We start from the raw sequence: 24,027 nt of genomic DNA, 5'->3' as shown, positions 1-24,027 counted from the left end.
ATGGGGCCCGGGCCTTTTTCGCGTCCTCTCGGGTGGAGCCTTTTCCAGGAGCGGACATGCGGAGCGAGGACATCCCCATCAACCCGAGGACGCGCGCGCTCATCGTGCGTTACGAGCAGGACCGGGCTGTCGCTGATGACGCGGCCCGGAACACGCTGATTCAGCACGGCCTGGAGGGTGACCGCGATGTGGCCTCCGTGGTGCTGCATCCGCATGACCGGGTGCGGTCGGCGCGGAATCTTCCCGCGAATGAGTGGACAGATGCATTCAGTGAGCATGCGCGCTTCGTGGAGGCGCTGCGAAAGCGGGAGATGGAGTTTGGGCTCGACCCGCTGCCGGTTCACCTCTTCGGCTGCGCGCCGCTGACGCTCATGCTGGACCTGGGTGCGTTGCTGCCGCGTCGGCCGCTCCGCGTCTATCAGCAGGCGCAGGATGGCTCCTGGTCGCTGGGGTACGACCGCGCGGCTGAGCCCAATAGCGAACCGTTCTTTCAGGTGGAGGGGCTCCCCGCGCGCCGTCAGGGAGGCAAGGGCCCCGTGGTGCTCATCGTCGAGGTGACACGCGCGATTCGGGACAATGTCTTGTCGAAGATTTCGGCGTGGCTGCCCGAGTCCTCCATCCTGGCGACGGTGTGCCTTCGTCCCCTGGAAGGGCCTTCCGCGTCGGCGTTGCAGGGGCCGGGGCAGGCCGCGCGGGCCGCGGCGCAGTTTCGCGAGGTGTTGAACTCCCTCCATCAAAACTTGGAGGGGGCGGAGTCCGTGTTCCTGGCGATGGACGCCCCCGGGAGCCTGGCCACGGCGCTGGGCTCAGCCGTCAACCCGACCACGCAGCACCCGCTGGTGCTCCTGCAGCTCAGTGCAGACCACCGGCGCTATGACGAGGTTCATGTCATTTGCGCGCGGCGAGCCGTTCCTCGGCGAGCTCCCTCCGCTGATGACCTGCTCAAGGCCACGCGAACTCTCCTGGAAGTGCGGCGGGTTCATGGTGAGTTGGTCTCTTGGCTTCGGGCGCCGGCGCAGGGGGCCTTGGTCCAGCACTTGGGGAGCCGGAGCTATCTGCGGAGCGAAATCGATGACGAGCCTGCAGTCACCGACACGCCGCTCTTCCGGCACCACGGAGGGAAGTGGAAGTTCGGCTGGGACTTGCTGCTGGGGCTGGGGGCGCTTCAGGAGCGCCTCGACACCCGCGAGGACTGGAACGAGTGCCTGCGCTTGTTTCTCATCCATGAGGCCTTCCACGTCCGCCAGGGCGGGCTGACGTCCTACAACTACCGGGGCATTGGCTGGGTTGGGTTGGTCCTGGAGGCCGCGGATTACGACGCGGACGCGGTGGGGCTGGAGGTGGCGCTGGCGTGGCGCAAGGCGATGCACGGCGGCGCCGTGGCGGGCGTGGGGGAGCTGAAGACGCTCGAGGCCATCATCTGGAACTCACTGGAGATGCTGCGCGTCTTTGAGCCCGAGCGGCCGGTGAGAGACCTCGCGGAGCGCAGGTTGCGGCGCTACCTCATCTGGTTGTTCCATGTCTGTCGGCTCTCCGTGCTCGCGGCGTCCGCGCCGGAGCGGGCTGCGCGGGGCGAGTTGGACCGTGTGACGGTGGAGCTCGTGGGGCTGCCATCCTTCCGGGACCCCCACGAGGCCTACGCCCAGCGGCGCGTCGAACTCAGGCTGGGAGACGTGCGCGAGCCGGTGATGTTGGCGCTCTACTTCCGCCACCGGTTGGTGCGCCTGGACAATGACAGGGCCTGGGTCGAGGACTTGCTCACGACGCTTCGCGAATGGGAGCTCCCGCCGCGCAAGGACCTGCGAGAGCGCGTGCGACTGCTGTTCGAGCGGCTCTTCGACAAGTGCCCGGACCTGCTCGTCGACGCGTCAAACGTCACCGCTCGGTAGCCGGAATTGCCTGTGCCCTCTCCTCACCAAGGGGTCGTCATGCCCTCGCTGGACCTGCCTGAACCTCCTTCAATCGAAGCCAGCCACTTGCGACGGCGCTCCGCCTCGGCGCCGAGGTTGGAGTCCTTCTCACTGGCGCTGAAGACCTTCACGCCCATCCTGGGCGGCGGGCCAGTGGCGCGGAGCCCTGAGCTTCCTTCCGTGGACATCATCCGCGTCCCCACCATGCGCGGACATCTGCGCTTTTGGTGGCGCGCGCTGTATGGCCATGCCTACGTCACGCGGGGCGCCTCGGGCGCGGAGGAGCTGGCGCTTCGGGAGCGCCAGCTCTGGGGCGGTATGGGGCGGGCGTCCAAGGTCAAGGGCCCCACCGGCGCACCTGAAGGAGCCGTGCGCTCCTTGGTTGAACTCCGGGTGACGGAGGTCCAGCCCGCTGGCGCGGACACAGGGAAGATCGACCTCGGTGCCCCGCCCGCCTATGCGCTGTGGCCGGCTCGCAACGGGAAGGAGGAGGCGGATGTCCCTCGCTGGAAGCCGGGGCTCCGATTCAACCTGGAGGTGACCGCGCCCGAAGGTGACGCCATGGCGCAGGTTCGCAACGCGGTCCGCGCCTGGATTCTGTTCGGGGGGTATGGTTCGCGAGGCCGGCGCGGCTGTGGCTCCGTATGTCTGGAGCCCTCGGCCCCCGACATCGCGCAATGGTTGCCCGCTTCAGCGGACCGGGCTTCGTTGAGGCGCCTCTTCGGAGACGTGCCGCTCTTTGCTCCCGAACTGGCGGAGCATCCCTGTGACATGCCCTTGCTCAGGGGTGCGCGGCTCCTCCAGGGAGGCGCGAGCACGCGGCAACGCGACGGCGAAAAGGCCTGGCTCGCCGCGCTGGGCTGGTTGCGTGACTTTCGTCAAGGCACGCAGCCTGCTTCCTCTGGAGACGCCGAGCTGTTGGGCGTGGCGCGGAGCCCTGGCGAGGGGAAGCGCGCGGGCCGCTCCAACTGGCCCGAGGCCGACAAGATTCGCCGTTTCGCGCGGCCGTCCCGGCAATCCAGACGCGCGGGCAATGCCTATCCAGAAGTCCACGCCCCGCGCCCACAGCACTCGGCGACGCCGGCCTGGCCGCGCGCTGGCTTCGGGCTGCCCATTGTCTTTCATTTCCAGCAGAAGCGGCGAGAGGGAGGCGACTACCAGCCCAAGGAGCCAGACGACGTCCAGCTCCAGTGGGCGCGGCAAGTGGGGAATCGGTGGGAGCAGATGGACCGGCTCGCATCGCCGCTCATCGTCAAGGCCTTGCCGCTCGCGGATGGCCGCTTCGAGCCCATCGCGTTGTGGCTGGAGCGTGGGACACCCAGCGGAGGCCATGTCGTCATGACGCAGTTCAAGGAGTCCGACCCGCGCACCCGCGTGCCCTTCGCGCTCGCGTTTCGCGCCCAGGACGACCAGCCCCTCTTCAAGTCACTCCAGCGCGCGGACAACCTGCGCGACGCCTTCTTCCTGTGGCTGAAGGAAACCCGCAAGGCGCAGGAAGCGTGAGCCCATGAAACACGTCCTCGTTCTCAAGGTGGGCCCGGTGCAGGGCTACATCGCGCAGGCTCGCCGCACGCGGGACCTCTGGTACGGCAGCCAGGTCTTGTCGAACCTGGCCCGGGCCATGGCGGCCTCCCTGCTGGAGTCCAAGGCCACGCTCGTCTTCCCTCACCCGGACCAGGCGCGGGACGCGCGCGCCGGGGTGGCCAACAAGGTCGTCGCCCTGGTGGAGGACGCGCCGGAGCAGGTGGCCCGGCGCGCCCGGGAGGCGGCGAAGTCCCGGCTGCGGGCCGAGTGGGGGCGCGTCTTCGACAAGTGTCGGTGCATGCTCATCCCGGGCGCGGAGGCGCTGGCCGCGGAGCAACTGGACACCTTCCTGGAGGTCCACGCCGCTTGGGCTCTGGTGGAGGACGCGCCCACGGGCTACGCCGACGCGCTGGCGGAGGCCGATCGTGCCCTGGAGTCCCGGCGGGGCCTGCGCGAGTTCGCGCCGTGGAAGCAGCGGCCACCGGAGGGAACGCACAAGTCGAGCCTCGACGGCGCTCGTCCGTCACTGCTGCGGCGCGAGCGTCAGACGGGCCACCTCTGGCGACACTTCCGCATTGGCCTGCGAGAGGAGCTGGATGCGCTCGGGGTGCTCAAGCGCGCGGGAGGCCAGCCAGGACAGTTCGTGCCCGTGCCTTCCATCGGGTTGGCGGCCTGGCTCCAGGTGGCGGGGACGCGGCACCCGGAGCTGCTCGCTCGGCTCAGCGCCGCGTGCGAGGCGCGGGGCTTCCAGTCCGTGAGCGTGAGGCAGCGCCCCTGGGTGGAGTCCTTCCCCTTCGACGGCCAGTTGCTGCTCCCCGAGCGCTGGCAGCCGTACTTCGAGGAGTACGCCATCCCCGAACCCCGCCAGGCCGCCGCCCGCTTCGGCAGTGAGTTCGTGGCGCCGCTGCGGGACGCCATGGGCGCGGACGCGGAGCCCTTCCCCTACGTGGCGTGCCTGGTGGCGGACGGGGACCGGATGGGGCTCGCGCTGGAGTCGCTCGCCAAGCGGTCCGACGGACACCTGGCGCACCAGCGCGTCTCCCAGGCGCTCGCGGACTTCACTCGGAAGGCGCGGGCCATCGTCGAGGTGGAGCACCGGGGTGTGCTCGTCTACGCGGGTGGGGACGACGTGCTCGCCTTCGTCACGCCCATGGACGCGCCCGCGTGCGCCCGGGCGCTGGCGGTTGCCTTCCGTGCGTCATTGGAGAGCGCGCTCACGGGCACGGGCGCCGAGGTGCCCACGCTCTCGGTGGGGCTGGGCATCGGCCATGTGCTGGAGAGCCTGGGCGAACTGTTGACCCTGGGGCGCCGCGCGGAGACCGCCGCGAAGAAGGCGGGCCGCGACGCGCTGGCCATCCTCGTAGCGAAGCACGCCGGCCGGGAGCGGCTGTGGACTGCGCCTTGGGGCACCGACCCGGTGGCGCGCTTGGAGTCGGACATGGCGTTGCTCACGCGGGACACCCTGCCGCTCCCGTTGGGCAAGGTTCACGAGGTGGCGGCCCTCGCGCGCCGCTTCCCCCCTGGCTCCGCCTCGGCGCCCGAGCTGGCCGAGGTGTTGCGGGACGAGGCCGGGCGCATCCTCGCCCGGGCCGAGGCGGGCCGCGCGCCCAAGCCGCTCACCCCGGCGGACGTGGGGCTCGAGCTGTCCTCGGCCACGGCGCCGCAGGACGCCCTGGAGCGCTGGGCGTCACGGCTGCTGGTCGCTGACACCTTCGCGCGCGCGGGACGCGGGCTTGCTTCAGCACAGGACAAGGAAGGTGCGAGATGAGTGACGCGTGCTTCGCGCTGCTGCCGCGCGACGGGCTGTCGGCCAAGGACGGGCGGGGTTGGTACACCTCGGAGGTGGGGCGTGGGTACTCGTTGCCGTGGCCCTTGCCCACCACCGTGAGAGGCGCCCTGCGCGCCGCCTGGGGCCATGAGCGCATGGCTGACCAGGGCATCACGCTGTCCCCGGAGACGTGGGAGCGTGACTCCGCGCGGGTGGTGCTCCGGCGCTTCATCGCGCTGCGCCGCGCGCTGGGCGAGCCGGTCTTCACGCGGGCCCATCGGATGTGGCCCGTTCCCGCCGACGCGGTGCGTGTCCTCGACGAGGCGGGCACGGAGCGGCTGGTGCGCCTGGAGCCTCACCCCGGCGGCGCCGCGACGCTGGGGCCGGACGAGGACGACGCCCGCGAGGCGCTGTGGCACCCTCGCCGGAGCGCGCGCGGCAAGCCCCTGGCGCAGCCCCTGTTCTGGCCGGAGGCCACGATGGTGGCGTGGCTGAGCGGCGCGTCGGACTCGCTTGTGCCGGAGCGGGAGACGCCGCCGCCGCGCACGGACATCCACCTGGCCATCGACGTGGAGACGCAGGCGTCGCAGGACTCGATGCTCCACTCCCGCGAGGTCGTGGAGTGGCTGCGCGTCCAGTCGAGGGACGCGGGGCACCTCACGCTGGAGGAGTGGGCGCTCGGCGTGTCCTGCGCGTGGCCGGACCCGGCGAAGGGACTGCCTCACGGCCCGTTGGGGCTGGGCGGACGGCGCCGCCTGTCGGACGTGGAGCGGTTGGACTCAAACCTCTTCGTCGCGCCGGAGGGGTTGGCTCGGGCGACGCGCGGCCTGCGCCTGGTGCTGGCCACGCCCGCGGAGTTCCATCGCGGGTGGTTGCCGGACGACTTCGAGCGCGTGGCCGGGGCGCCGCCGCGCTATGTGGGCCGGCTGCCGTGCATCGATGCACCCGTGGTGCTGCGCGCCGCGCTGGTGCCCCGGCCGTTGGAGGTGTCGGGCTGGGACATGGTGCGGCGCCAGCCCCGCGAAACACGGCAGTGGGTGCCTGCGGGCGCCGTCTACTTCTTCGAGAAGCTCGGCGGCGAGGACTTCACCGCCGATGAGCTGTGCAAGCTGTGGCTGGCCTCCTGGGGCGGCGGCCACGCGGAGGCGCTGGGGCAGGTGCTGCCCGGCGTGTGGCAACCGCCCCGTCACGGACAAGGAGCCTGAGCATGGAGAGCCGACCCTATCTTCTTCACGCGCTGTCACCGCTGCACGTCGGCACCGGACAGAGCGTGGGCGTCATCGACCTGCCCCTGGCGCGGCTGAAGGCCACGGGCATCCCCTTCGTTCCGGGCTCGTCCCTCAAGGGCGTGCTGCGCGAGCTGCGGCGGCCTCGTGACAAGTCGAGCGACGCGAGTGGCCTGCACGACGCCGTCTTCGGGCCTCGGCGGGCGAAGGCGGGCCCGGAGGGCGACGAGCCCGGGGAATACGCTGGCGCTCTGGTGGTGGGCGACGCGCGGCTGCTCGCCCTGCCGGTGCGCAGCTTCGTGGGCACCTTCGCGTTGGTGACCTCGCCCATGCTGCTCGCGCTCGCGCGGCGGGACTTGGGTGGGGAGGAGGGCGCCTGGCCGAAGGTGGAGCCTCTGACCCGGCGCTGCGCGCGCGTGGCCTCCGTGAAGACCAGCGCCGTCGTTTACGGCGCTGGCACGGCGGAGCCTCGCGTGTACTTGGAGGACCTGGACCTGCCGGTGTCGCTGGAGGACGACGCGGCCCTGGACGCCTGGGCCCAGGGGTTGGCCGGGATGCTGCCGGATGCAGAGCGCGCGCTGCTGACGAAGCGGCTGGTACTGGTGGATGACGAGACGATGTCCTTTCTCTGGGAGACGGCCACGCAGGTGGACACGCGCGTGAGCATCGACCCGGACACGGGCACCGCGGCCAAGGGGCAACTCTGGACGGAGGAGAGCCTGCCCGCGGAGACGCTGCTCGTGGGGGTGATGGGGGCTACGGGCACCTTCAACCCGGCGCCGCGCAAGCTGGCGGCGGACGCGGTGCTGGATGCGGCGTTCGGTGGCGAGGGCACGGTGCTTCAATTGGGAGGCAAGGCCACCGTGGGGCGAGGGCGTTGCCGGTTGCTGACGTGGTGTGCTCCGGCTGCGCGAGGTGGGCGATGACGGGCCCGACGCGGGAGCAGCAGCGCGCGCTCGATGCCTATGCGCGGGTGCGGAAGGTCGAGGGCCAGGCGCTGCGCGCGGACTACAAGCCCCGGGTGAATGGCCTGGGCGCCGCGGTGCTGCGCGACGGGCTGGCGGCGGCGCTCGCCTTCCTGGAGCGGGAGGTCGGGAGCAACGACGCTGCCCAGCGCTTGCTGGAGGACCTGACGTGGTGCCTGGAGCGTGCGCGGCTCCCGGGGCTGTCCGCGCGGGACTTGAAGGAGAAGAAGAACCTGCCGGGCGCGGTGCGCGCGCTGGAGTTGGACGCGTACATGTTGGCCACGCGGGAGTCGCTCCGGCTGCTGGTGTGGTTCCGCCGCGCGGTGCAGGCCACCTTCCCCTCGGAGGAGCACGGCCATGCGTGATGACCTGCTCCGGGTGGCGGGAACCATCGGGAAGAACGCGCACGCGGGGCTCGTGTACGAGCGCTATGCCCCGGAGAAGAAGCGCGACGGACAGGACGGCCCCTGGGAGCAGTGGCTGTCCCGCCTGGAGGCGCACCCCGAGCCGGACGACTACGCGGAAGCGTTCAATCGCTGGGAGGACGCGCTTCGGCAGTCCCATACGGCGACCTTCACGGCGCGCGCGGAGAGCCGCCTGCTGGTGGGGCATGGCAACGCTTCACCCACCGGGGTGGGGCTGACGCTGCACCATACGTGGGGTGTGCCCGTGGTGCCGGGCTCGTCGCTGAAGGGCGTGCTCGCGGGCTACCTGCGCGCGGTGTATGGCGATGGCGCGGCGGAGGAGCGCCGGAGGCTCTTTGGCGCGGCAGGGGAGGACGGCGCGCCGGAGCAGGCCCACGCGGGCGAAGTCATCTTCCATGACGCGCAGTGGGTGCCGTGCTCGCGCGCCACGGGACTGGACCGCGCGCCGTCGTTCCTGGCCCGGGACGTGCTCACGGTCCATCACTCCGGCTGGTATGGCGGCAAGGCCGAGTGGCCGAGCGATTACGAGCCGCCCAACCCCGTGGCCTTCTTGTCGGTGCGCCCCGGAGGCCGGTTCCTCATGGCACTGAGCCTGGCGCCGGGCACGGAGGCGGACGCGCAGGCGGAGGACTTCCTGGCGTGGACCGCGCGGCGGCTGGACGAGGCGCTGCGCTACTGGGGCGTGGGCGGGAAGACGGCGGCGGGGTACGGCAGGCTCGTGCGGGAAGGGCCCTACGCCATCCAGTCACCGAGGCGTCCCGTTCGCACCTCGCCGGCGCTGACGGAGTTCCTGGCGTGGGTGGAGGCCCGGCGCGCGGACAAGCTGGAGCAGAAGCAGGTGTTGGCTGTTTTCGAGGCGGAGTGGCTGTCGCGGCTGGTCTCCCTGTCCCCCGAGGCTCGCGACGCTGGGGCCAGGGCGCTGCGGTCGCTCGTCAAGAGCCCCAAGCTCGAGGCGCGCAGGGACGCGCTGCTCGTCCGGATGGGCGCGGCCGAGGAGGGACGCCGATGATTTCCATGGATCTGCTCCATCCCGTGAGGGGGGCCGGTGCCGCTGGGACATGGCTCCGCGTTCTTCTCCGCGCTCTGCGCCAGGGTGCCTTCGTTGCACGCGCGCGCGGACCTGGGCGTCTTCACGCTGCGCGGTGAGCGCGCTGCGGAGGATGCGCTGCACCTGATGGGCTGTGGCTTGTTTCTGCCGCCACGGCCCGTGGCTCGGGGTGCCCCGCCTCGTGGGGAGCTCGCGAACGCCGCGTGAGCGGATTGTCGGCTGGGCAGGGGCCTTGCAGGACTCCGCCCGGCGGGGGGCGCGGGGGAGTTGTATGCTGGATGATATTCAAGCACCTCGCCGTGGCGGAGGCCCGCACCCCCGAAGTGGACGATTTCCCCTGTTGTTTCGTGGGGTTGAGGCTCTTTGATAGGTGAATAGGTGCATGATTGATGAAAAGCTGAGTGATCTCAGGTGGTTCGGATTCCTGGGTAGGGTCCGGGAGCCACAACCTGGGCGAAAGCGTGGGAGGTGCTTGAAAAGTGGGGTGGTAAGTTGGCGGAACTGTTGGGAGATTCAGACGGGCTGTACTGCTCGCCGTGATGCCGGAAGGCGTTGAGCACAGGCAGTGCAGCGCGGTGTTCTTGTTGAACTCCATGGTACTGCTCGCCGTGATGCCGGAAGGCGTTGAGCACGCCGTAGTCGTGTACCCGCCGGCCAGGGGGCCCTAGTACTGCTCGCCGTGATGCCGGAAGGCGTTGAGCACCTGGAGGACGCGGACCGGATGATTCGCGGTGGCCGGGTCCGTACTGCTCGCCGTGATGCCGGAAGGCGTTGAGCACCGCGACGCGTCTTGCAGAAGCATTGGCCCACTGTTCCAAAGTACTGCTCGCCGTGATGCCGGAAGGCGTTGAGCACCAGGGAGTGGGCGTGTGCTCCACCAGCTTCACCTTGTACTGCTCGCCGTGATGCCGGAAGGCGTTGAGCACCAAAATTCCTCCAGGGTTCCGACGAAGGGCGGGTATCGTACTGCTCGCCGTGATGCCGGAAGGCGTTGAGCACTCTCCGGGCTCCGAGAGCAGTTCGGGCGGGTGACGGGTACTGCTCGCCGTGATGCCGGAAGGCGTTGAGCACCGTGACAGCACCGTGTCCGAGTCCACGAACGTGGCGTACTGCTCGCCGTGATGCCGGAAGGCGTTGAGCACCAATCCAGGCCGACGCCCCAGGTGCACCCCTTGCCCAGGTACTGCTCGCCGTGATGCCGGAAGGCGTTGAGCACGTCGTCTCCAGCCCCGTGTGAGAGTGATTGGGGTGTGTACTGCTCGCCGTGATGCCGGAAGGCGTTGAGCACTCTCCTTCTGTGTAGGGAAAGGAGGCAGTAACCAACGTACTGCTCGCCGTGATGCCGGAAGGCGTTGAGCACAGGCGCAGTGCCTCGAGGATGAGGCCCCATCCGCGTACTGCTCGCCGTGATGCCGGAAGGCGTTGAGCACCTCACTTGTTGGTCTCCCCGTGGGCAAAGGCGCCCGTACTGCTCGCCGTGATGCCGGAAGGCGTTGAGCACCGCGTCACCCGGAACGTCGTGCTACCGCTTCCGGGTACTGCTCGCCGTGATGCCGGAAGGCGTTGAGCACCACCACTTCGCATAGGTCGTCTTGCTCTTCTTGGAGATGGTACTGCTCGCCGTGATGCCGGAAGGCGTTGAGCACAGCTTGGAGGGCCCACTAGGGGTGGTAAGTAACCCCTAGTACTGCTCGCCGTGATGCCGGAAGGCGTTGAGCACTTGGGGTACTTGGCCAGCTCCTTCAAACCGCGTCGCTTGTACTGCTCGCCGTGATGCCGGAAGGCGTTGAGCACCCGCTCCATGCCCGCCTTGCCCTCACGCTCGCCACCGTACTGCTCGCCGTGATGCCGGAAGGCGTTGAGCACCGGATTCACGCGATGGGCGACAACGATTCGCCGTGTACTGCTCGCCGTGATGCCGGAAGGCGTTGAGCACATGACCGGCGCAATCGCCAGCACGATGCTCAGAGTACTGCTCGCCGTGATGCCGGAAGGCGTTGAGCACCCGACGGGGCCGCCCCAATCCGTGTAGCTGGCCTGTACTGCTCGCCGTGATGCCGGAAGGCGTTGAGCACGGGCCGGGCGATGCCAGCGCGGTCACAGGATGGCTGGTACTGCTCGCCATGATGCCGGAAGGCGTTGAGCACATGAATCCCGAGCGCGCGTACTCGAAGGCGTCGCGGTACTGCTCGCCGTGATGCCGGAAGGCGTTGAGCACCGTGAGGGCGGACGAATGAGCAACGCAGGTTGGACTGGGTACTGCTCGCCGTGATGCCGGAAGGCGTTGAGCACTCGAATCCGGCGGGGCCGGTGTGGCGGGATGCGTCAGTACTGCTCGCCGTGATGCCGGAAGGCGTTGAGCACTTGACGACGGAGAACTCCGCCGTCCCCGCGCCACCGTACTGCTCGCCGTGATGCCGGAAGGCGTTGAGCACGCGTCACTCCCATCTCGCGCAGCAGTTCGTTAATCGTACTGCTCGCCGTGATGCCGGAAGGCGTTGAGCACCGGAGGTCGCGAGTATGAGGTGTGGATTCAAAGCCAGTACTGCTCGCCGTGATGCCGGAAGGCGTTGAGCACTGACCATCGGCGCGATACGCGACAACGCGCACCGGTACTGCTCGCCGTGATGCCGGAAGGCGTTGAGCACCGCGTGAGCGGCCGAGAAGTGCCCCTCGGTGAGTAGTACTGCTCGCCGTGATGCCGGAAGGCGTTGAGCACGTTGACACAGACATGCAGGAGTTGAAGCGGCTGGTACTGCTCGCCGTGATGCCGGAAGGCGTTGAGCACACGGGGGTTCGCCCTGCCTTGATCTGGCCGTGCCGTTGTACTGCTCGCCGTGATGCCGGAAGGCGTTGAGCACCGCACCGGCGGAACCGGGCGCGCGTCGAACAGGCCCAGTACTGCTCGCCGTGATGCCGGAAGGCGTTGAGCACTTGCAGGGACTTCAGGCCGCAAACACCATCATGGTACTGCTCGCCGTGATACCGGAAGGCGTTGAGCACCTTTTGCGTTGAGCGCCATCGGCTACCTCTTGAGTACTGCTCGCCGTGATGCCGGAAGGCGTTGAGCACTTGGTTGGAGTCTTCCCCACCATCTCGTCGTCCCGCTGTACTGCTCGCCGTGATGCCGGAAGGCGTTGAGCACCGGAACTGGTTGATGGTGCCGATCTCCCCCGTGATGAGTACTGCTCGCCGTGATGCCGGAAGGCGTTGAGCACAAGTCTGCGACTATGGTGATGACGATGAATGACCCGTTGTACTGCTCGCCGTGATGCCGGAAGGCGTTGAGCACAGCCTCTTGATTGCGGCCTTGGACTTCGTGTTGAGTACTGCTCGCCGTGATGCCGGAAGGCGTTGAGCACCGGCCCATCACCCTGCCCAGCTTCAATCCCCCATCCCCATGTACTGCTCGCCGTGATGCCGGAAGGCGTTGAGCACGCCATGAACTCCTTAGGCGTAGTGGTGCCGCTAGGGCCGTACTGCTCGCCGTGATGCCGGAAGGCGTTGAGCACCCGCTACTGTCTCACTCGGGTCTGGGATCCAAGCCGGGTACTGCTCGCCGTGATGCCGGAAGGCGTTGAGCACTGTTCTGGGGCGGGCTCGTAAGGGCCCACGCGCGTACTGCTCGCCGTGATGCCGGAAGGCGTTGAGCACTCTTGTACGCCGTGACGTCGGACTCCAGGGAGGCGCCCCGTACTGCTCGCCGTGATGCCGGAAGGCGTTGAGCACTGCTGGAGGTCCGACGTCTGAAACAGCCGTTTGAGCTGTCCTGCTCGCCGTGATGCCGGAAGGCGTTGAGCACTGCCAAATGGCTTCGACGTTGTGCGCGGCGATGATTCCGGTCCCGCTCGCCGTGATGCCGGAAGGCGTTGAGCACGTAACTGTCCCTGTCAGTCGGCCGGATGAAACTGCGTCCCGCTCGCCGTGATGCCGGAAGGCGTTGAGCACGTGCCCGTGACGATTTCCCCGGGGGCCACGGAGAGGGAGTCCCGCTCGCCGTGATGCCGGAAGGCGTTGAGCACTGCGCAGGGGACCACGGCTGGTCGAGGAAGATCATCTTGTCCCGCTCGCCGTGATGCCGGAAGGCGTTGAGCACTTCGGGTGCTGCCAGTTGCCGTGGTGGGGCTCCATGAGAAGTCCCGCTCGCCGTGATGCCGGAAGGCGTTGAGCACTGTGCCACCCGTCCCTGCATGCACAGCACGCGCACGTCCCGCTCGCCGTGATGCCGGAAGGCGTTGAGCACCGGAACTGGTTGATGGTGCCGATCTCCCCCGTGATGAGTACTGCTCGCCGTGATGCCGGAAGGCGTTGAGCACAAGTCTGCGACTATGGTGATGACGATGAATGACCCGTTGTACTGCTCGCCGTGATGCCGGAAGGCGTTGAGCACAGCCTCTTGATTGCGGCCTTGGGCTTCGTGTTGAGTACTGCTCGCCGTGATGCCGGAAGGCGTTGAGCACTACGGCTTGCGCAGTCCCGTGGTTTCATTGCCCAGTCCCACTCGCCGTGATGCCAGAAGGCGTTGAGCACACGACCTGGGAGGAAACGCCGTTGGCGTCGGAGGCCTCGTCCCACTCGCCATGATGTCGGAAGGCGTTGCGCACTTGTCGTTGACGGTTGTTTTTGGTCGGCTTTTTGCGGTCCCGCTCGCCGTGATGCCGGAAGGCGTTGAGCACGTACTTACGTACTGGCTGGCCAGCTTGAGCATCAGCTTGTCCCGCTCGCTGTGATGCCGGAAGGCGTTGGGAACTCGAGCGTGTATTTGAACGGGGTGTTGAAGATGGGCTCGCTTGCCGTGATGCCGGGAGGCGTTGAGCACTAGTCGGTTCCGCCGTTCTGGTCCTGCCAGACATGGCCCGCTCGCCGTGATGTCGGAAGGCGTTGGGCACTCAAGGGCGACGCCGTAGTGGTTGAGCGGATTGGGCGTCCCGCTCGCCGTGATGTCGGAAGGCGTTGCTCACATCTGGAAGCTGGCCATGCGTGATGAAGACCTGGTCGGGTTCGCCGCTCGCTTCGCGGCCCTGCGTGGGCGGTAAGCCCGACGCCGTGGGTTCTTCGCCCGGTGGAAGCTGCGCGACTGACTTCCCCAGTGCGAGCACTGGAGGGACGTCCGCTGCTGGGCCGCTTCGGGTCTCTCCCTGTGCATGGCTCGGATCTCGATCGGCCACGTCTCAGTGCTTTCAAGTTTTTTCCGTGGCGACCGATGGCGCCGGGCCGTTCGTGACGTCTGTCTGAACAGCGCCGATTCGCTGAACGGAGACGCCATGGCTGAACCCTTGAAGAAGAAACTGCCGTCTGACCTCACCGCTCGCATCGAGGCGCTCCGCGATGCGCTGCTGACCGGGCTCGTCGAGCGAGACGTGCCGGTCCGGCTCGCGCTGCTCGCCGCGCTCGCGGGTGAGCACCTGCTGCTCATCGGGCCGCCCGGGACGGCGAAGAGCCTGGTCGCCAGGCGCCTGCATCTGGCCTTCCATCCGGCCACCTACTTCGAGCGCCTGCTAACGCGGTTCACGGTGCCGGAGGAGCTCTTCGGGCCCCTGTCCATCAAGGGTCTGGAGGAGGACCGCTACGAGCGCCTCACGGAGGCGTACCTCCCCAAGGCGTCCGTTGCCTTCCTCGATGAAATCTTCAAGGCGAACAGCGCCATCCTCAACGCGCTCCTCGCGTTGCTCAACGAGCGCGAGTTCGACAACGGAAAGCGCCGCGAGCCCACCCCGCTGATCTCCGTGGTGGGCGCGAGCAACGAGCTCCCCGAAGGGGAGGAGCTCGACGCGCTCTTCGACCGGTTCCTGCTCCGTTGTCACGTCGGACCTGTGTCGAAGGCGGGCTTCCCCTCCCTGCTGGAGCTCCGGGGCGACGTGGTCGCCGAGTTCTCTCGGCAGCTCAGGTTGAGCGACGAGGACCTGGCGGAGGTTCGACAGGCGGCGACCGAGGTGGCCGTGCCCGACGACGTCGTGGCGCTGCTCGCCGACCTGCGCGACTGGTGTACGGCGGAGGGAATCCAGGTGTCGGACCGCCGCTGGCGGAAGATCGTGAAGCTCCTCCAGACGGCGGCCCTCACGAACGGCCGGGACCGGGTGTCCATCTGGGATTGCTGGCTGCTTCAGCACTGCCTGTGGAGCGAGCCCGAGCAGCGCGCCAAGGTCCACGACTGGTACGCGGCGAGGGCCGGCGCGAGCTCGGCGATGGACCCGTCTCGGCTGACGCGCATCGTGGTGTCTTGGGAGGCCCGGCTCAAGCAGGACCAGGACAGCCGCTCCCAAGCGCGCGACGCGGAGGGGAACCTCTTGTTCAAGGGCCCTGATGGAAAGCCCTCGGTCAACAAGGGATACAGGGCGCAGGCGAGGCGCGGTGGGGAGCCGCTGTACCTCGCACCTCACGATGCCTATACGAAGGATCCTGACTCCTACGGGACTGGGTACCACAATTCGAAGATCACGGATCGAACCAACGCGGGAGCTGGGTTCACGCGCGGCGAGCTGAACGCATACTGGATTCATGACCCTTCCCGTAACTCTCGACAGTTCGATCGTTGGGCAAACCGTGACGCCTACCTCACGAACCAGGCGAACTGGCACATGGAAGCCGTAGACCTTCCGCCTTTCATGGAGCCGACTCGCCAGAAGGCGGCGCATGTGGATGCCTGTCTCAAGGAACTCACCACGCTCGGGCAGCAGGTCGAGACCTACAAGGCGCAACTGCTCGTCCACATCGCCAGCCTGGACGCGGACATCCGCGCGCACCTCTGGGTGACCGACGACTTCGCCGAGCCCGCGGCGCGAAGCCTGGAGGGGACGCGGCGTGAAGTGGACACACTGCTGGGACGCCTCGAGAAGCTCCGTCAGGGCTTCGGGCTGCTTCCTCGTGAGGAAGTAGCGTGATGAAAGAGGCCTTTGACGCGGGCTCCCTGGAGCGGGGCTACGCGTTCCTCGACGACTGCCCAGAGCAGTTCCTCCCCGACCTCATCACGCTTCCTGTCGGAACGCTCGCTGAGCGGGTCCGTGGCCTTCGCGCCTGGCGTGACGCCTTGCTCGACGGACGCCTCCCTCCGGACGGGACGTGGCCGCTGCCCGGAATCGCCGCTCCCGCGCGGCTCGCCGCCGAGCCCTTGGACATCTTGCGCTTCTGCAAGGGCCAGCCCGAGCTGGTGAACGCCTTTCTGCGAGACGTGCTCGTGTCGTTCACGCGTCAGGCGTTGGTGGTCCGCGCGGAGGTTGTCGCGCGCCTCCGCGAGTTGGAGCAACTCGAGCGCCAGCGGATGGAGGGGCAGGAAGCTCAGGCGGCGAAGCGAGAACGACAGGCCCGCAAGGCCAAGCAGCTCGACGAGGTCACGGTTGCGCGGCTGCGCCAGCAGGCCGAACGGGAGGTCGCGCAAAGGCCCGCGAAGGAAGACACGGACCTCCTCGCGGGCTGGGAGGAGCGGACGCGCATCTGGGCGACGATCTCGGATGTGTTCGGTGACCTCGGCGAGCTGATGGGGCGCGGCTGGGACTTGAGCATCGGCGTGCTGCGGCACATGGGGTGGACGGACCTCGTTCGTCTTCGTGAGCTCGTCGAGCAGTTGCCGCAGCTCACCGAAGTGGTGCGCTCGCTGGGACGACTCCATGCGAGCGACGCCGAAGAGACCATCGCGGAGACAGTCTTCGTCCCGATGAGGCGGTTGGAGGAGGAGCGTCGCGAGGTCTGGACGAGACGCGTTCCGGCGGAGACCCGAGGCATCGAGCGGAGCGGAGAGCTGGCGCGAATGCTGCCTGTCGAAGCAGTCAACCTCGGGCATCCCAAGCTCCGCTACCTGTGGCACGCGCGCCGGGCAGAGCGCGCGTTGCTCACGTATCGCGTCGAAGGGCTCGAAGTGGAGCGAACGCTCGTCGAGCGTGACAGCGAAGAGGCCGTCGAGCAACGCAGTCCACGCCCGCGGCGCGGTCCCATCATCGCCGTCATGGACACGTCCGGCTCGATGCACGGTCTTCCGGAGCAGGTGGGGAAGGCCCTGGTGCTGGAGGCACTTCGGACTGCCCACGCGGAGAAGCGCCGGTGCTTCCTCTACGCCTACAGTGGTCCGGGGCAGGTGCTGGAGTTCGAGCTGTCGCTGACCGAGGGCGGCCTCGGGCGACTGCTGGCGTTCCTCGGCCAATCCTTCGAAGGCGGCAGCGACGTCTCCGAGGTCACGGCCAGGGTGGTCCAGCGCCTCGGAGAGAAGGACTGGAAGCGGGCGGACGTGCTCTTCGTCAGTGACGGCGAGTGGCCGGTGCCAGTCAGCCTCCCCCACCTGGTCGAGAAGGCGCGCGAGGCGGGGACCCGGTTTCACGGCGTCCAGATTGGCAACAGGGGTCGCACCGGCCTTCACGCCATCTGTGACCCGGTCCACGTCTTCGAGGACTGGGCGGCCGTTGGCGGGTGGTAGGCCCCAAAGCGCAGTGCATGGTCACCCGAAGCCACGCATGACGTCCTGGGCGAGGCGTTGGAGCGCGACCCGTTCCTCCTTGTTCGAGCTGTCCGGCGCGCGAAGCGTGGGTCCCCAACGCAGCCGTCTCAGCAGCCTCTCCACACTCCCTCAACATCTCGACGCGATGGTGGAGCCAGGTCGAAACGGTCGCCCATGGGGGCGCCGTGAACGCATGGGGAATCGACCTGAGGGGAACGCGAAATCATGAGAAACGTCTGGATGGCCACTGCGGTCATGTGCCTCGCCGTCAGTCCGGCCTTCGCCTCGGATTGCGAAGCGCTGCCCGCCAAGGGGCAGGTGAGCCTCGAGAAGAAGTACATGAAGATCAAGGCCGAGAGCGCGCACGCCGCCACGGACTGCGTCGCCATCCGAAACAACGACGCCCTGGGAACGGGCCACGGCATCAAGCTCCACTGCCGGATCCACTTCCGCCCCCGGAACGGGGGCTGCTACGTGGACTACACGCCCTACGGCGAAACGAACAAGAGCCTTTCCCGGCATCCTGGCTGTGATGCGAGCAAGTGGACCTGGGCCAGGAGCGTGGGCATGTCCACTGGCGATTCCGCCTCGGATCCACGGGGAAAAACGTACACGGGCAGCGTCCGCTTCAACATGATGAACGCGGAGTACGAGCTGAAGTACACCGTCCTGGTCGGTGACAAGAAGAGCGACAAGGCCTTGGAAGACACCTACGCGGCGACCCTGAAGAAGATCTGCATCCGTAAGTCCAGTTGACGCCTGCGCGCGGCGAGGCCTTGGGGTGGTGACTGGGCTCATCAGGGCGCGAACTCCCGTCACCAGTTCCGCGCCGTGGATGTGCCTTGAGTTTCCTCGGGGCGCGCCATTGAGGGACGGGCCGCCCTGGCCATCCGTTGGATTCCCGCCGCGCGCCCACCGCGTCCGTTCATGAGGCCACATCGTCAGGTGGCCTCCCGGTGCCATGCGCCGCTTCGTGCATAGGGTGCGCACGACGTATGACCACCCTGGAACCGCCCTCTGCCTCCTGGCTCACGCGCTGCGCGCTGTTCAGCGGCAAGCTGCTCGTGGTCGCGGCCGCGGTGGTGGCGCTCGTGCTGCTGCTGGCGCGGCTCTACCTCATCGTCCTGCCGACAGTGGCGGCGCTGCTGCTGGCGACGTTGCTGTATCCGCCCGTCCGGTGGCTGTCCGCCCACCGGGTGCCCCGGGCGCTCGCGACGCTGCTGGCGCTGCTGGTGCTGCTCCTGGTGGGGGCGGCTGGGGTGTTCCTGCTCGTGCCCCGCATCGTCCAGCAGGTCAGCGCGGCGGGCTCGAACGTGCGGGCGGGATTGGAGGGCCTCGTCGGATGGGTGACGCAGGAGCTCCCCGTGTCCCGGGAGCAGATCGACGGCCTGCTCGAGCAGGGGCTCGGCTTCTTGAAATCGAACCTGGGCCGCATCACCACCGGCGTCCTCGCGGGCGCCAACTTCGCCGCGCAGGCCGTGGCGGGCGGGCTGCTGACGGTGACGCTGCTGTTCTTCTTCGTGAAGGACACCGAGCGACTCGGTGGCTGGGTGCTGGCTCGGGTGTCACCGTCGCGGCGTGACACGGTGCGTGCCGTGGGCCTGCGCGCCTGGGGAACACTCAGCGGTTACTTGCGTGGCGTCGTCATCGTCGCGCTGGTGGACGCGGTGGGCATTGGCGCGGGCCTGGCCATCATCGGCGTGCCGCTCGTGCTTCCGCTGGCGGCGCTCACCTTCGTGGGCGGGTTCTTTCCCGTCATTGGCGCCACCCTGGCGGGCGTGGTCGCGGTGCTGGTGGCGCTCATCACCAACGGGCCGCTCGACGCTCTCCTGGCATTGGCCGTGGTGCTGGGCGTGCAGCAACTGGAGAGCAACGTCCTGGAGCCCGTGGTGATGGGGCGCGCGGTGCCGCTGCACCCAGTGGTCATCCTGCTGTCCATCACCGCCGGGGGCGTGCTCTTCGGCGTGGCGGGCGCCTTCCTCTCCGTGCCTGTCGCCGCGGTCCTCTCCGCCGCGGGCAACGAGCTGCGCCTGCGCGACGAGGCGCGCGTCCTCGAGAAGCCTTCGACGATTGCGCCGCCGTGAGCCGGAGCGGCGTCAGGGGAAGTGGTCCACCACCTGGGCGTTGGACCACGGATGCGCGCGGGTGTGGCCGGGCCGTGAGCCCCGGTACTTGGACATGCCTGTCTCGTTGCCCAGGATGAAGCACACCGGGTACTCGCTGCCGTCTGGCGTCCGCGCGCGTGTGTAGCGGCCCTGGATTTTCTCCCCGCCCGTCCAGATGCGCCCGTACAAGAGCGTGTTGGCCGGGAGGCGATCGATGGGCCCATCGAGCCGACTGGTGATGGGGCCGTCGCTGACGACGATGCTGTAGTTCGTTTGGTACGAATCGTCCGGCTGCTGGATGTCGAGCTGGATGTGCCCGCGGGACCTCAGGTCGAGCCCGAGTTGACGCATGGACTCCAGGGCTTCGGCAGGGCAGCGCGCGGGCTCGGGCCGGACCTGCGTGCCTGCGCAGGCATTGAGACTGGTCGCGGTGAATGCTGCCAGCAGGTAACGGTGGAGTCGGGGGACACAGCGCGCGTGGGGCTCGGTCGTGGACATGGCATCTCCCGGCCATGGCGGCTCGGCGGTGGAAAACGGAAGGGCCGTGGCGGGCGAACCAGTGTCGGCTGGTCCTCCGGTCCGCGCCAGTTGCTGAACGGGATGAGACGGAGTGGGGGCGGCATGAGGTGGGCCCGCGAGCGTCAGTCCCCAGGCCATGCACGCAACCAACGTCAGGGCTCCAGCGACTCGCACCCATCGGCTCTCGTGCCTCGGCTCCGGCGGGCTCGCTGGCTCCGTGCGAGGTTGCGTCTGGACCTCCGAGAACACCCGGCGCCGCAGCCAGCGGCCCATTCGATGGTGCTGAACCCGGGCCGCGCGTAGGGCCCTCGCATGGAGAAGGGGCGCTTCTTCTCCCGGTGCCACAAAGCCCCAGGTGTCCTCGTCGCGTGTCGTGCGTGTCGCCGTGGAGGGCCCCTCGTACCAATCGAACAGCGGGACGTCCCAGTCCGGTCCCGCGTGCGCCTGGGCCTGTTGGACTTCCCGGGCGAGGTCCCCCGCGCTGCGCGGCCGGGCTTCGGGGGTGAACGCGAGCAGTCCCTCAATCCATCGTGCGAGCAGCTCGGGCACACGCGGGTTGAGGGCTCTCAAGGTGGTGGAGGTCACTGGGGAGTGCGCCTTGTCCAGGACGAGCGGCGGATACTGCTCCACCACCAACCGGTGAAAGGTGACGCCCACCGCATACAGTTCGTCCGCCACCGTGTAGGGGTAGTGCTCGGAGCGGGCGGTCTGCCGTGGAGCCTTCATGCTCCAGAGGATGGCCTGGGGGCTGCGATAGGGCCCGGTCCCGGGCGGCAGCCGTGCGGCGGAGGTGATGGGGGCAGCACGGGGATGCCAGCATGCGCCCCAGTCCAGCACCACCAGTCTTCCGTGTTCCTCGACGCGAAGGTTCTCCCCCTTGAAGTCGCGGTGAAGCACCTGCCTGCGATGCGCGGCGTCCAAGGCCCACGCGGCCTGCGCCAACAGGCCGGCGACGTGCCGCGCCGTTGGATTGCGCGCCCGAGACCAGTCATACAGCGTGCTGCCTCGCACGTACTCCAGCACGAGGTATGGGTAGGCGGCGGTCCCTGCGCGCCAGGTCCCCGTTGCTTGCAGCCGCACAACTCCAGGGTGGCGGAGCAGGTGCAGCGTCCGCGCCTCGCGCTGGAATCGCGGATCGCCGGGGGAGTGGGCCAGTTTGAGCGCGTAGCTGCGGCCTTCGGAGCGCGAGCGCACTTCGTACACCGTGCCGTTGCCGCCGCCTCCGATGCGGCGCTCCACGCGCCAGCGTTCCACGCGCGTGCCGGCAGGCAGGGCCTGTGGAGACATCACGAGGGGGCCTGGGGAAGATGCGCTTGGCTCCAGTCGCATGACGGATTCCTTCGGGGCTGTCGCACGTCTACGGTTTCAGTCGCGCCCATCGCACGCCGCGGCGCCGGCCCGTGTCCCAAAGCTCCAGCGCGTAGGCGGGTGGAGGGCGCGTGGGGGCGGGCCACTGCACGACGGCGACCGCGCTCTGGCCAGGCAACAGACGCGGCTCCTGCAGCAACAGGAGCAGCTCCATCGGCTCGCCTGTTGGCCGCCCGTTCGAGTCCAGCGAGGTCAGCCGCGCAATGCCCGGTTGCCAGGGCGCCTCGCCCGGCGGGTTCTCCAGATTCACCGCGAGCGCTACCCACGAGCCGGAGCGATAGCTATCAAGCTGACGGACCTTGAGCTCTGCCTCGCTGGCTGGGGTATCCATCCACGTGCCGAGAACTCCCGTGATGCCGATGGCGCCAGAAAGAATGGCGCCCGCGAGGCCCGGGTGTGGCACCTGCCGACGCGCCGTGGCCAGTCGTGCCTCCAGCAGTGCGTTGCGCTCACGCAGGGCAACCAGTTCAGCCTCCAGTTGCGTCACGGTGGCGGGGTGGCGCCTGACATCGATGACTGAGTCCACCACGTTGGCCTCGGTGGTCAGCTCCAGGACGATCCGTTGTGGCGCGGCCGCGTCCGTGAAGCGCAGCACCAGCGGCGGAACGCCCCGTGCGGGCATCGCGACGGCGGGCTGGAGCAGCAGATGCGTCCCCGTGACGTCCAGCCGGGTGAACAGCCCGCGTAGGGCCTCGGGAAGCTCACCTTCCAGCACGGCGTTCGAGTCGAGCAGCACCGTCGTCACGACACCGGGCGCCAGCCTGAGTCGCTGGACAGGCTCACCCGCGCCCGCGCTCAGGGCCACGGCCCGCTCGATGCGCCGCCAACGCTTCGTGTCTGGCGTCTGGGCCAGCGCTGCCGTGCCCAGCAGGAGCACCACTGCCGTCATTACCAACGAGCCAGGGGGGAACACGGCGGGGCAACCTCCAGGGTTCTAACCTACTCGAAGGGGATGACACGGCGGGACGCTTGGACGAGCGCGAATGTCCCGCCTTCTTCGAGGAAGAACGCGCCTCCGTCTGGCACCTCGGAATGGGCGATGTCTACCTGAAAGGTAGTCAGATTCGCGCAGGACGTTCAGCGGCCGTCGGGAACACTCCCGCCACGCGCGGAAGAAAAATCACCGGGCCCGCGATGGGTTGTCCCGCGCGTTGGCGTCTTCCTTTTCGAGCGCCGCCTTCCATACCCCTGGGGAGGTATCCACCGCCGTCCCTGGCGTCGCTATGAGGGATCGTCATGGGAGAGCAGAGCGCGTCTCGCCTGGAGGGCGATCGCTATCAGCATCTGTTGAGCTGGTACGAGCTGCTCCGGCTGCTCGACGCGGGCAGTCCCTTCTCGCACGGCTATGTCGAGCACCCGGAGGCGGGCTCGGCGGATGACGTGACGCTGCACGCCCGGCCCGGTGCCGGCGTGGCCAGTCGATACATGCAGGTGAAGTGGCACGTCGACCACCGGGATACCTACTCCCTGGCGGGGCTGGTGACGCCGCCTCGGGTGGGTAACTCCTTGCTGCGCAAGCTGCTGGAGAGCTGGTTGCTGCTTCGGCCCCAGGGGCCCGTCGAAATCTGGCTGTTGAGCAACTGGGCGTCGGCGGCGGACCTGGGCCGCTATCTGCATGGCCGGGACCACTGCTTCACGGATGCGTTCTTCGAGCAGCCGCCACGAGGCGCCCTGAAGAAACACTGGGCGGAGTGGGAACAACGGCTCGGTGTATCGGCTGAGATGCTGCGGGCGTTCTGCAAGGACTTGCGCTTGCGGCTCGGCGTGGGCGGCATCGCCGACTTGGAAGAGCAGGTGGATGACCGGATGGGGCGGCTTGGCCTGCGCATGGGACGGCAGCCGCGCGCCATCGCAGTGGACGGGCTTCGGGAGTGGATTGAGGTCGGCGGCGGCAGGAAGCACGTCACCCCCGAGTCGCTGCGCGAGGCCATTCGCGCATGGGGACTGCTGGCCTCACGGGAGTACGCGCCCGCCGTGAGCCTCTGGATTCATGGGTGGGCGCGACGTGAGTGGGAGCAGCCTCCCACTGAGGAACTGGACTGGACGCCTCACTTTGACCGCGACACGCGGATGGTACCGTCGGAGTCGGTGTGGCGGGACGTGTTGCTGCCTTCGCTGCTGGCTGTGCAACAGCGGCTGTCGAGGCGGCCTGACGGTGCGTTGATTGACCTGCGGGGCAAGCTGCCGCTGAGCACGGTGCTGGCGGTGGGCTTCCACTTCCCGGAGGTGGGCGGCTACCGCTTCCGCGTTGAGCAGCCCACGCGAGGAGAGACCTTCTTGTGGCGCTCGGACGCGAAGCCGTCTCCGCGCAGGTTGCGGGTCACCGGGCATGAGGGCCACGCGGATGCCACGGGACTGCTGGTGGTGTTCCAGATGACGGGGGATGCCCGCGCGGACGTGGAGCGCTTCATGGCCGAGCGGCCGGGGAACTTCCGCGCCGTGCTCTACCTGGAGCCGGAGGAGGGGCCTCATGACGGCGCCGTCGGCTCGGCTGCGGACGCGGAGGCGTTCGCCGTCCAGGCGCGCGAACAGCTCCGGCGCGCACGCAACGAACTGCGCACGGCGGTCACGCATCTCATCCTCTATGCCCCCGCGGCGTGCTGCCTGTTCCTGGGTCAGCGGCTCAACGCCGTGGGGCCGGTCGTGGCCTACGAGCGCACCGGCTCAGGTGGCTACACGCCCGCGCTCACGTTGCAGACGGGGTGAACGCCATGCCGCCGATTTCCGCCCGCACGTTTCGTACC

General features: G+C 68.5%; 15 protein-coding genes and 1 CRISPR repeat array. Of the genes, 13 read left to right on the top strand and 2 right to left on the bottom strand.

Translation table 11 applies throughout. The annotated features are described in order from the left end of the window. Nucleotides 1-56 precede the first annotated feature (56 nt). The 12 genes from FL344_RS17410 to FL344_RS17350 all read left to right on the top strand — a co-directional run bounded on the left by FL344_RS17410 (nt 57) and on the right by FL344_RS17350 (nt 19,375). Nucleotides 57-1,889: an SAVED domain-containing protein gene (locus FL344_RS17410; RefSeq protein ID WP_141619318.1), complete on the top strand. Its 1,833-nt coding sequence runs from the start codon at nt 57-59 to the stop codon at nt 1,887-1,889. Between the two features lie 39 nt (nt 1,890-1,928). Then, nucleotides 1,929-3,413, top strand: a complete 1,485-nt coding sequence (locus FL344_RS17405) for an RAMP superfamily CRISPR-associated protein (RefSeq protein WP_141619317.1) — start codon at nt 1,929-1,931, stop codon at nt 3,411-3,413. A gap of 4 nt (nt 3,414-3,417) precedes the next feature. After that, nucleotides 3,418-5,202 (top strand): type III-B CRISPR-associated protein Cas10/Cmr2, encoded by a 1,785-nt coding sequence (gene cas10 / locus FL344_RS17400; RefSeq protein WP_141619316.1) that lies wholly within the window; start codon nt 3,418-3,420, stop codon nt 5,200-5,202. Further along, nucleotides 5,199-6,407 carry a type III-B CRISPR module-associated Cmr3 family protein gene (locus FL344_RS17395; RefSeq protein ID WP_141619315.1) on the top strand — a complete coding sequence of 403 codons (1,209 nt, stop codon included), beginning with the start codon at nt 5,199-5,201 and terminating at the stop codon, nt 6,405-6,407. Before cas10 ends, FL344_RS17395 begins: the two co-directional genes overlap by 4 nt. Before the next feature lie 2 nt (nt 6,408-6,409). Then, nucleotides 6,410-7,354, top strand: a complete 945-nt coding sequence (gene cmr4 / locus FL344_RS17390) for a type III-B CRISPR module RAMP protein Cmr4 (RefSeq protein ID WP_141619314.1) — start codon at nt 6,410-6,412, stop codon at nt 7,352-7,354. After that, nucleotides 7,351-7,758, top strand: coding sequence for a type III-B CRISPR module-associated protein Cmr5 (gene cmr5 / locus FL344_RS17385; RefSeq protein WP_141619313.1), 408 nt, complete (start codon nt 7,351-7,353; stop codon nt 7,756-7,758). Before cmr4 ends, cmr5 begins: the two co-directional genes overlap by 4 nt. Next, nucleotides 7,751-8,827 (top strand): type III-B CRISPR module RAMP protein Cmr6, encoded by a 1,077-nt coding sequence (cmr6, locus tag FL344_RS17380; protein ID WP_141619312.1) that lies wholly within the window; start codon nt 7,751-7,753, stop codon nt 8,825-8,827. Before cmr5 ends, cmr6 begins: the two co-directional genes overlap by 8 nt. 36 nt (nt 8,828-8,863) lie before the next feature. Beyond that, nucleotides 8,864-9,073 carry a hypothetical protein gene (locus FL344_RS39135; RefSeq protein ID WP_228565133.1) on the top strand — a complete coding sequence of 70 codons (210 nt, stop codon included), beginning with the start codon at nt 8,864-8,866 and terminating at the stop codon, nt 9,071-9,073. A gap of 317 nt (nt 9,074-9,390) precedes the next feature. Then, a CRISPR array of direct repeats spans nt 9,391-13,827; the repeat unit is 31 nt; unit sequence GCTCGCCGTGATGCCGGAAGGCGTTGAGCAC. A 303-nt stretch (nt 13,828-14,130) separates the two neighbouring features. Beyond that, nucleotides 14,131-15,747 (top strand): AAA family ATPase, encoded by a 1,617-nt coding sequence (locus FL344_RS17370; RefSeq protein ID WP_141619311.1) that lies wholly within the window; start codon nt 14,131-14,133, stop codon nt 15,745-15,747. Continuing rightward, nucleotides 15,747-17,270, top strand: coding sequence for a VWA domain-containing protein (locus FL344_RS17365; protein WP_141619310.1), 1,524 nt, complete (start codon nt 15,747-15,749; stop codon nt 17,268-17,270). Before FL344_RS17370 ends, FL344_RS17365 begins: the two co-directional genes overlap by 1 nt. A 261-nt stretch (nt 17,271-17,531) precedes the next feature. Continuing rightward, complete coding sequence (locus FL344_RS17355; protein ID WP_141619309.1) at nt 17,532-18,047, top strand: hypothetical protein; 516 nt, start codon at nt 17,532-17,534, stop codon at nt 18,045-18,047. A gap of 239 nt (nt 18,048-18,286) precedes the next feature. Continuing rightward, a complete protein-coding gene (locus FL344_RS17350) occupies nt 18,287-19,375 on the top strand; it encodes an AI-2E family transporter (protein ID WP_228565132.1) in 1,089 nt (362 codons plus the stop codon). Between the two features lie 12 nt (nt 19,376-19,387). Here the strand turns inward: FL344_RS17350 and FL344_RS17345 are convergent, their stop codons facing one another. After that, nucleotides 19,388-21,202, bottom strand: coding sequence for a serine/threonine-protein kinase (locus tag FL344_RS17345; RefSeq protein WP_228565131.1), 1,815 nt, complete (start codon nt 21,200-21,202; stop codon nt 19,388-19,390). Between the two features lie 70 nt (nt 21,203-21,272). After that, nucleotides 21,273-22,196 carry a DUF2381 family protein gene (locus tag FL344_RS17340; protein WP_141619306.1) on the bottom strand — a complete coding sequence of 308 codons (924 nt, stop codon included), beginning with the start codon at nt 22,194-22,196 and terminating at the stop codon, nt 21,273-21,275. A 323-nt stretch (nt 22,197-22,519) separates the two neighbouring features. Here FL344_RS17340 and FL344_RS17335 point away from each other — a divergent pair, with 323 nt between their 5' ends. Continuing rightward, complete coding sequence (locus tag FL344_RS17335; protein WP_141619305.1) at nt 22,520-23,989, top strand: SAVED domain-containing protein; 1,470 nt, start codon at nt 22,520-22,522, stop codon at nt 23,987-23,989. Nucleotides 23,990-24,027 lie beyond the last annotated feature (38 nt).

It is taken from the genome of Myxococcus sp. AB036A, assembly GCF_006547355.1.
Lineage (GTDB): Bacteria > Myxococcota > Myxococcia > Myxococcales > Myxococcaceae > Myxococcus > Myxococcus virescens.
The sequence above is the reverse complement of the archived record's forward strand: the minus strand, read 5'-3'. Positions and strand labels throughout refer to the sequence as shown.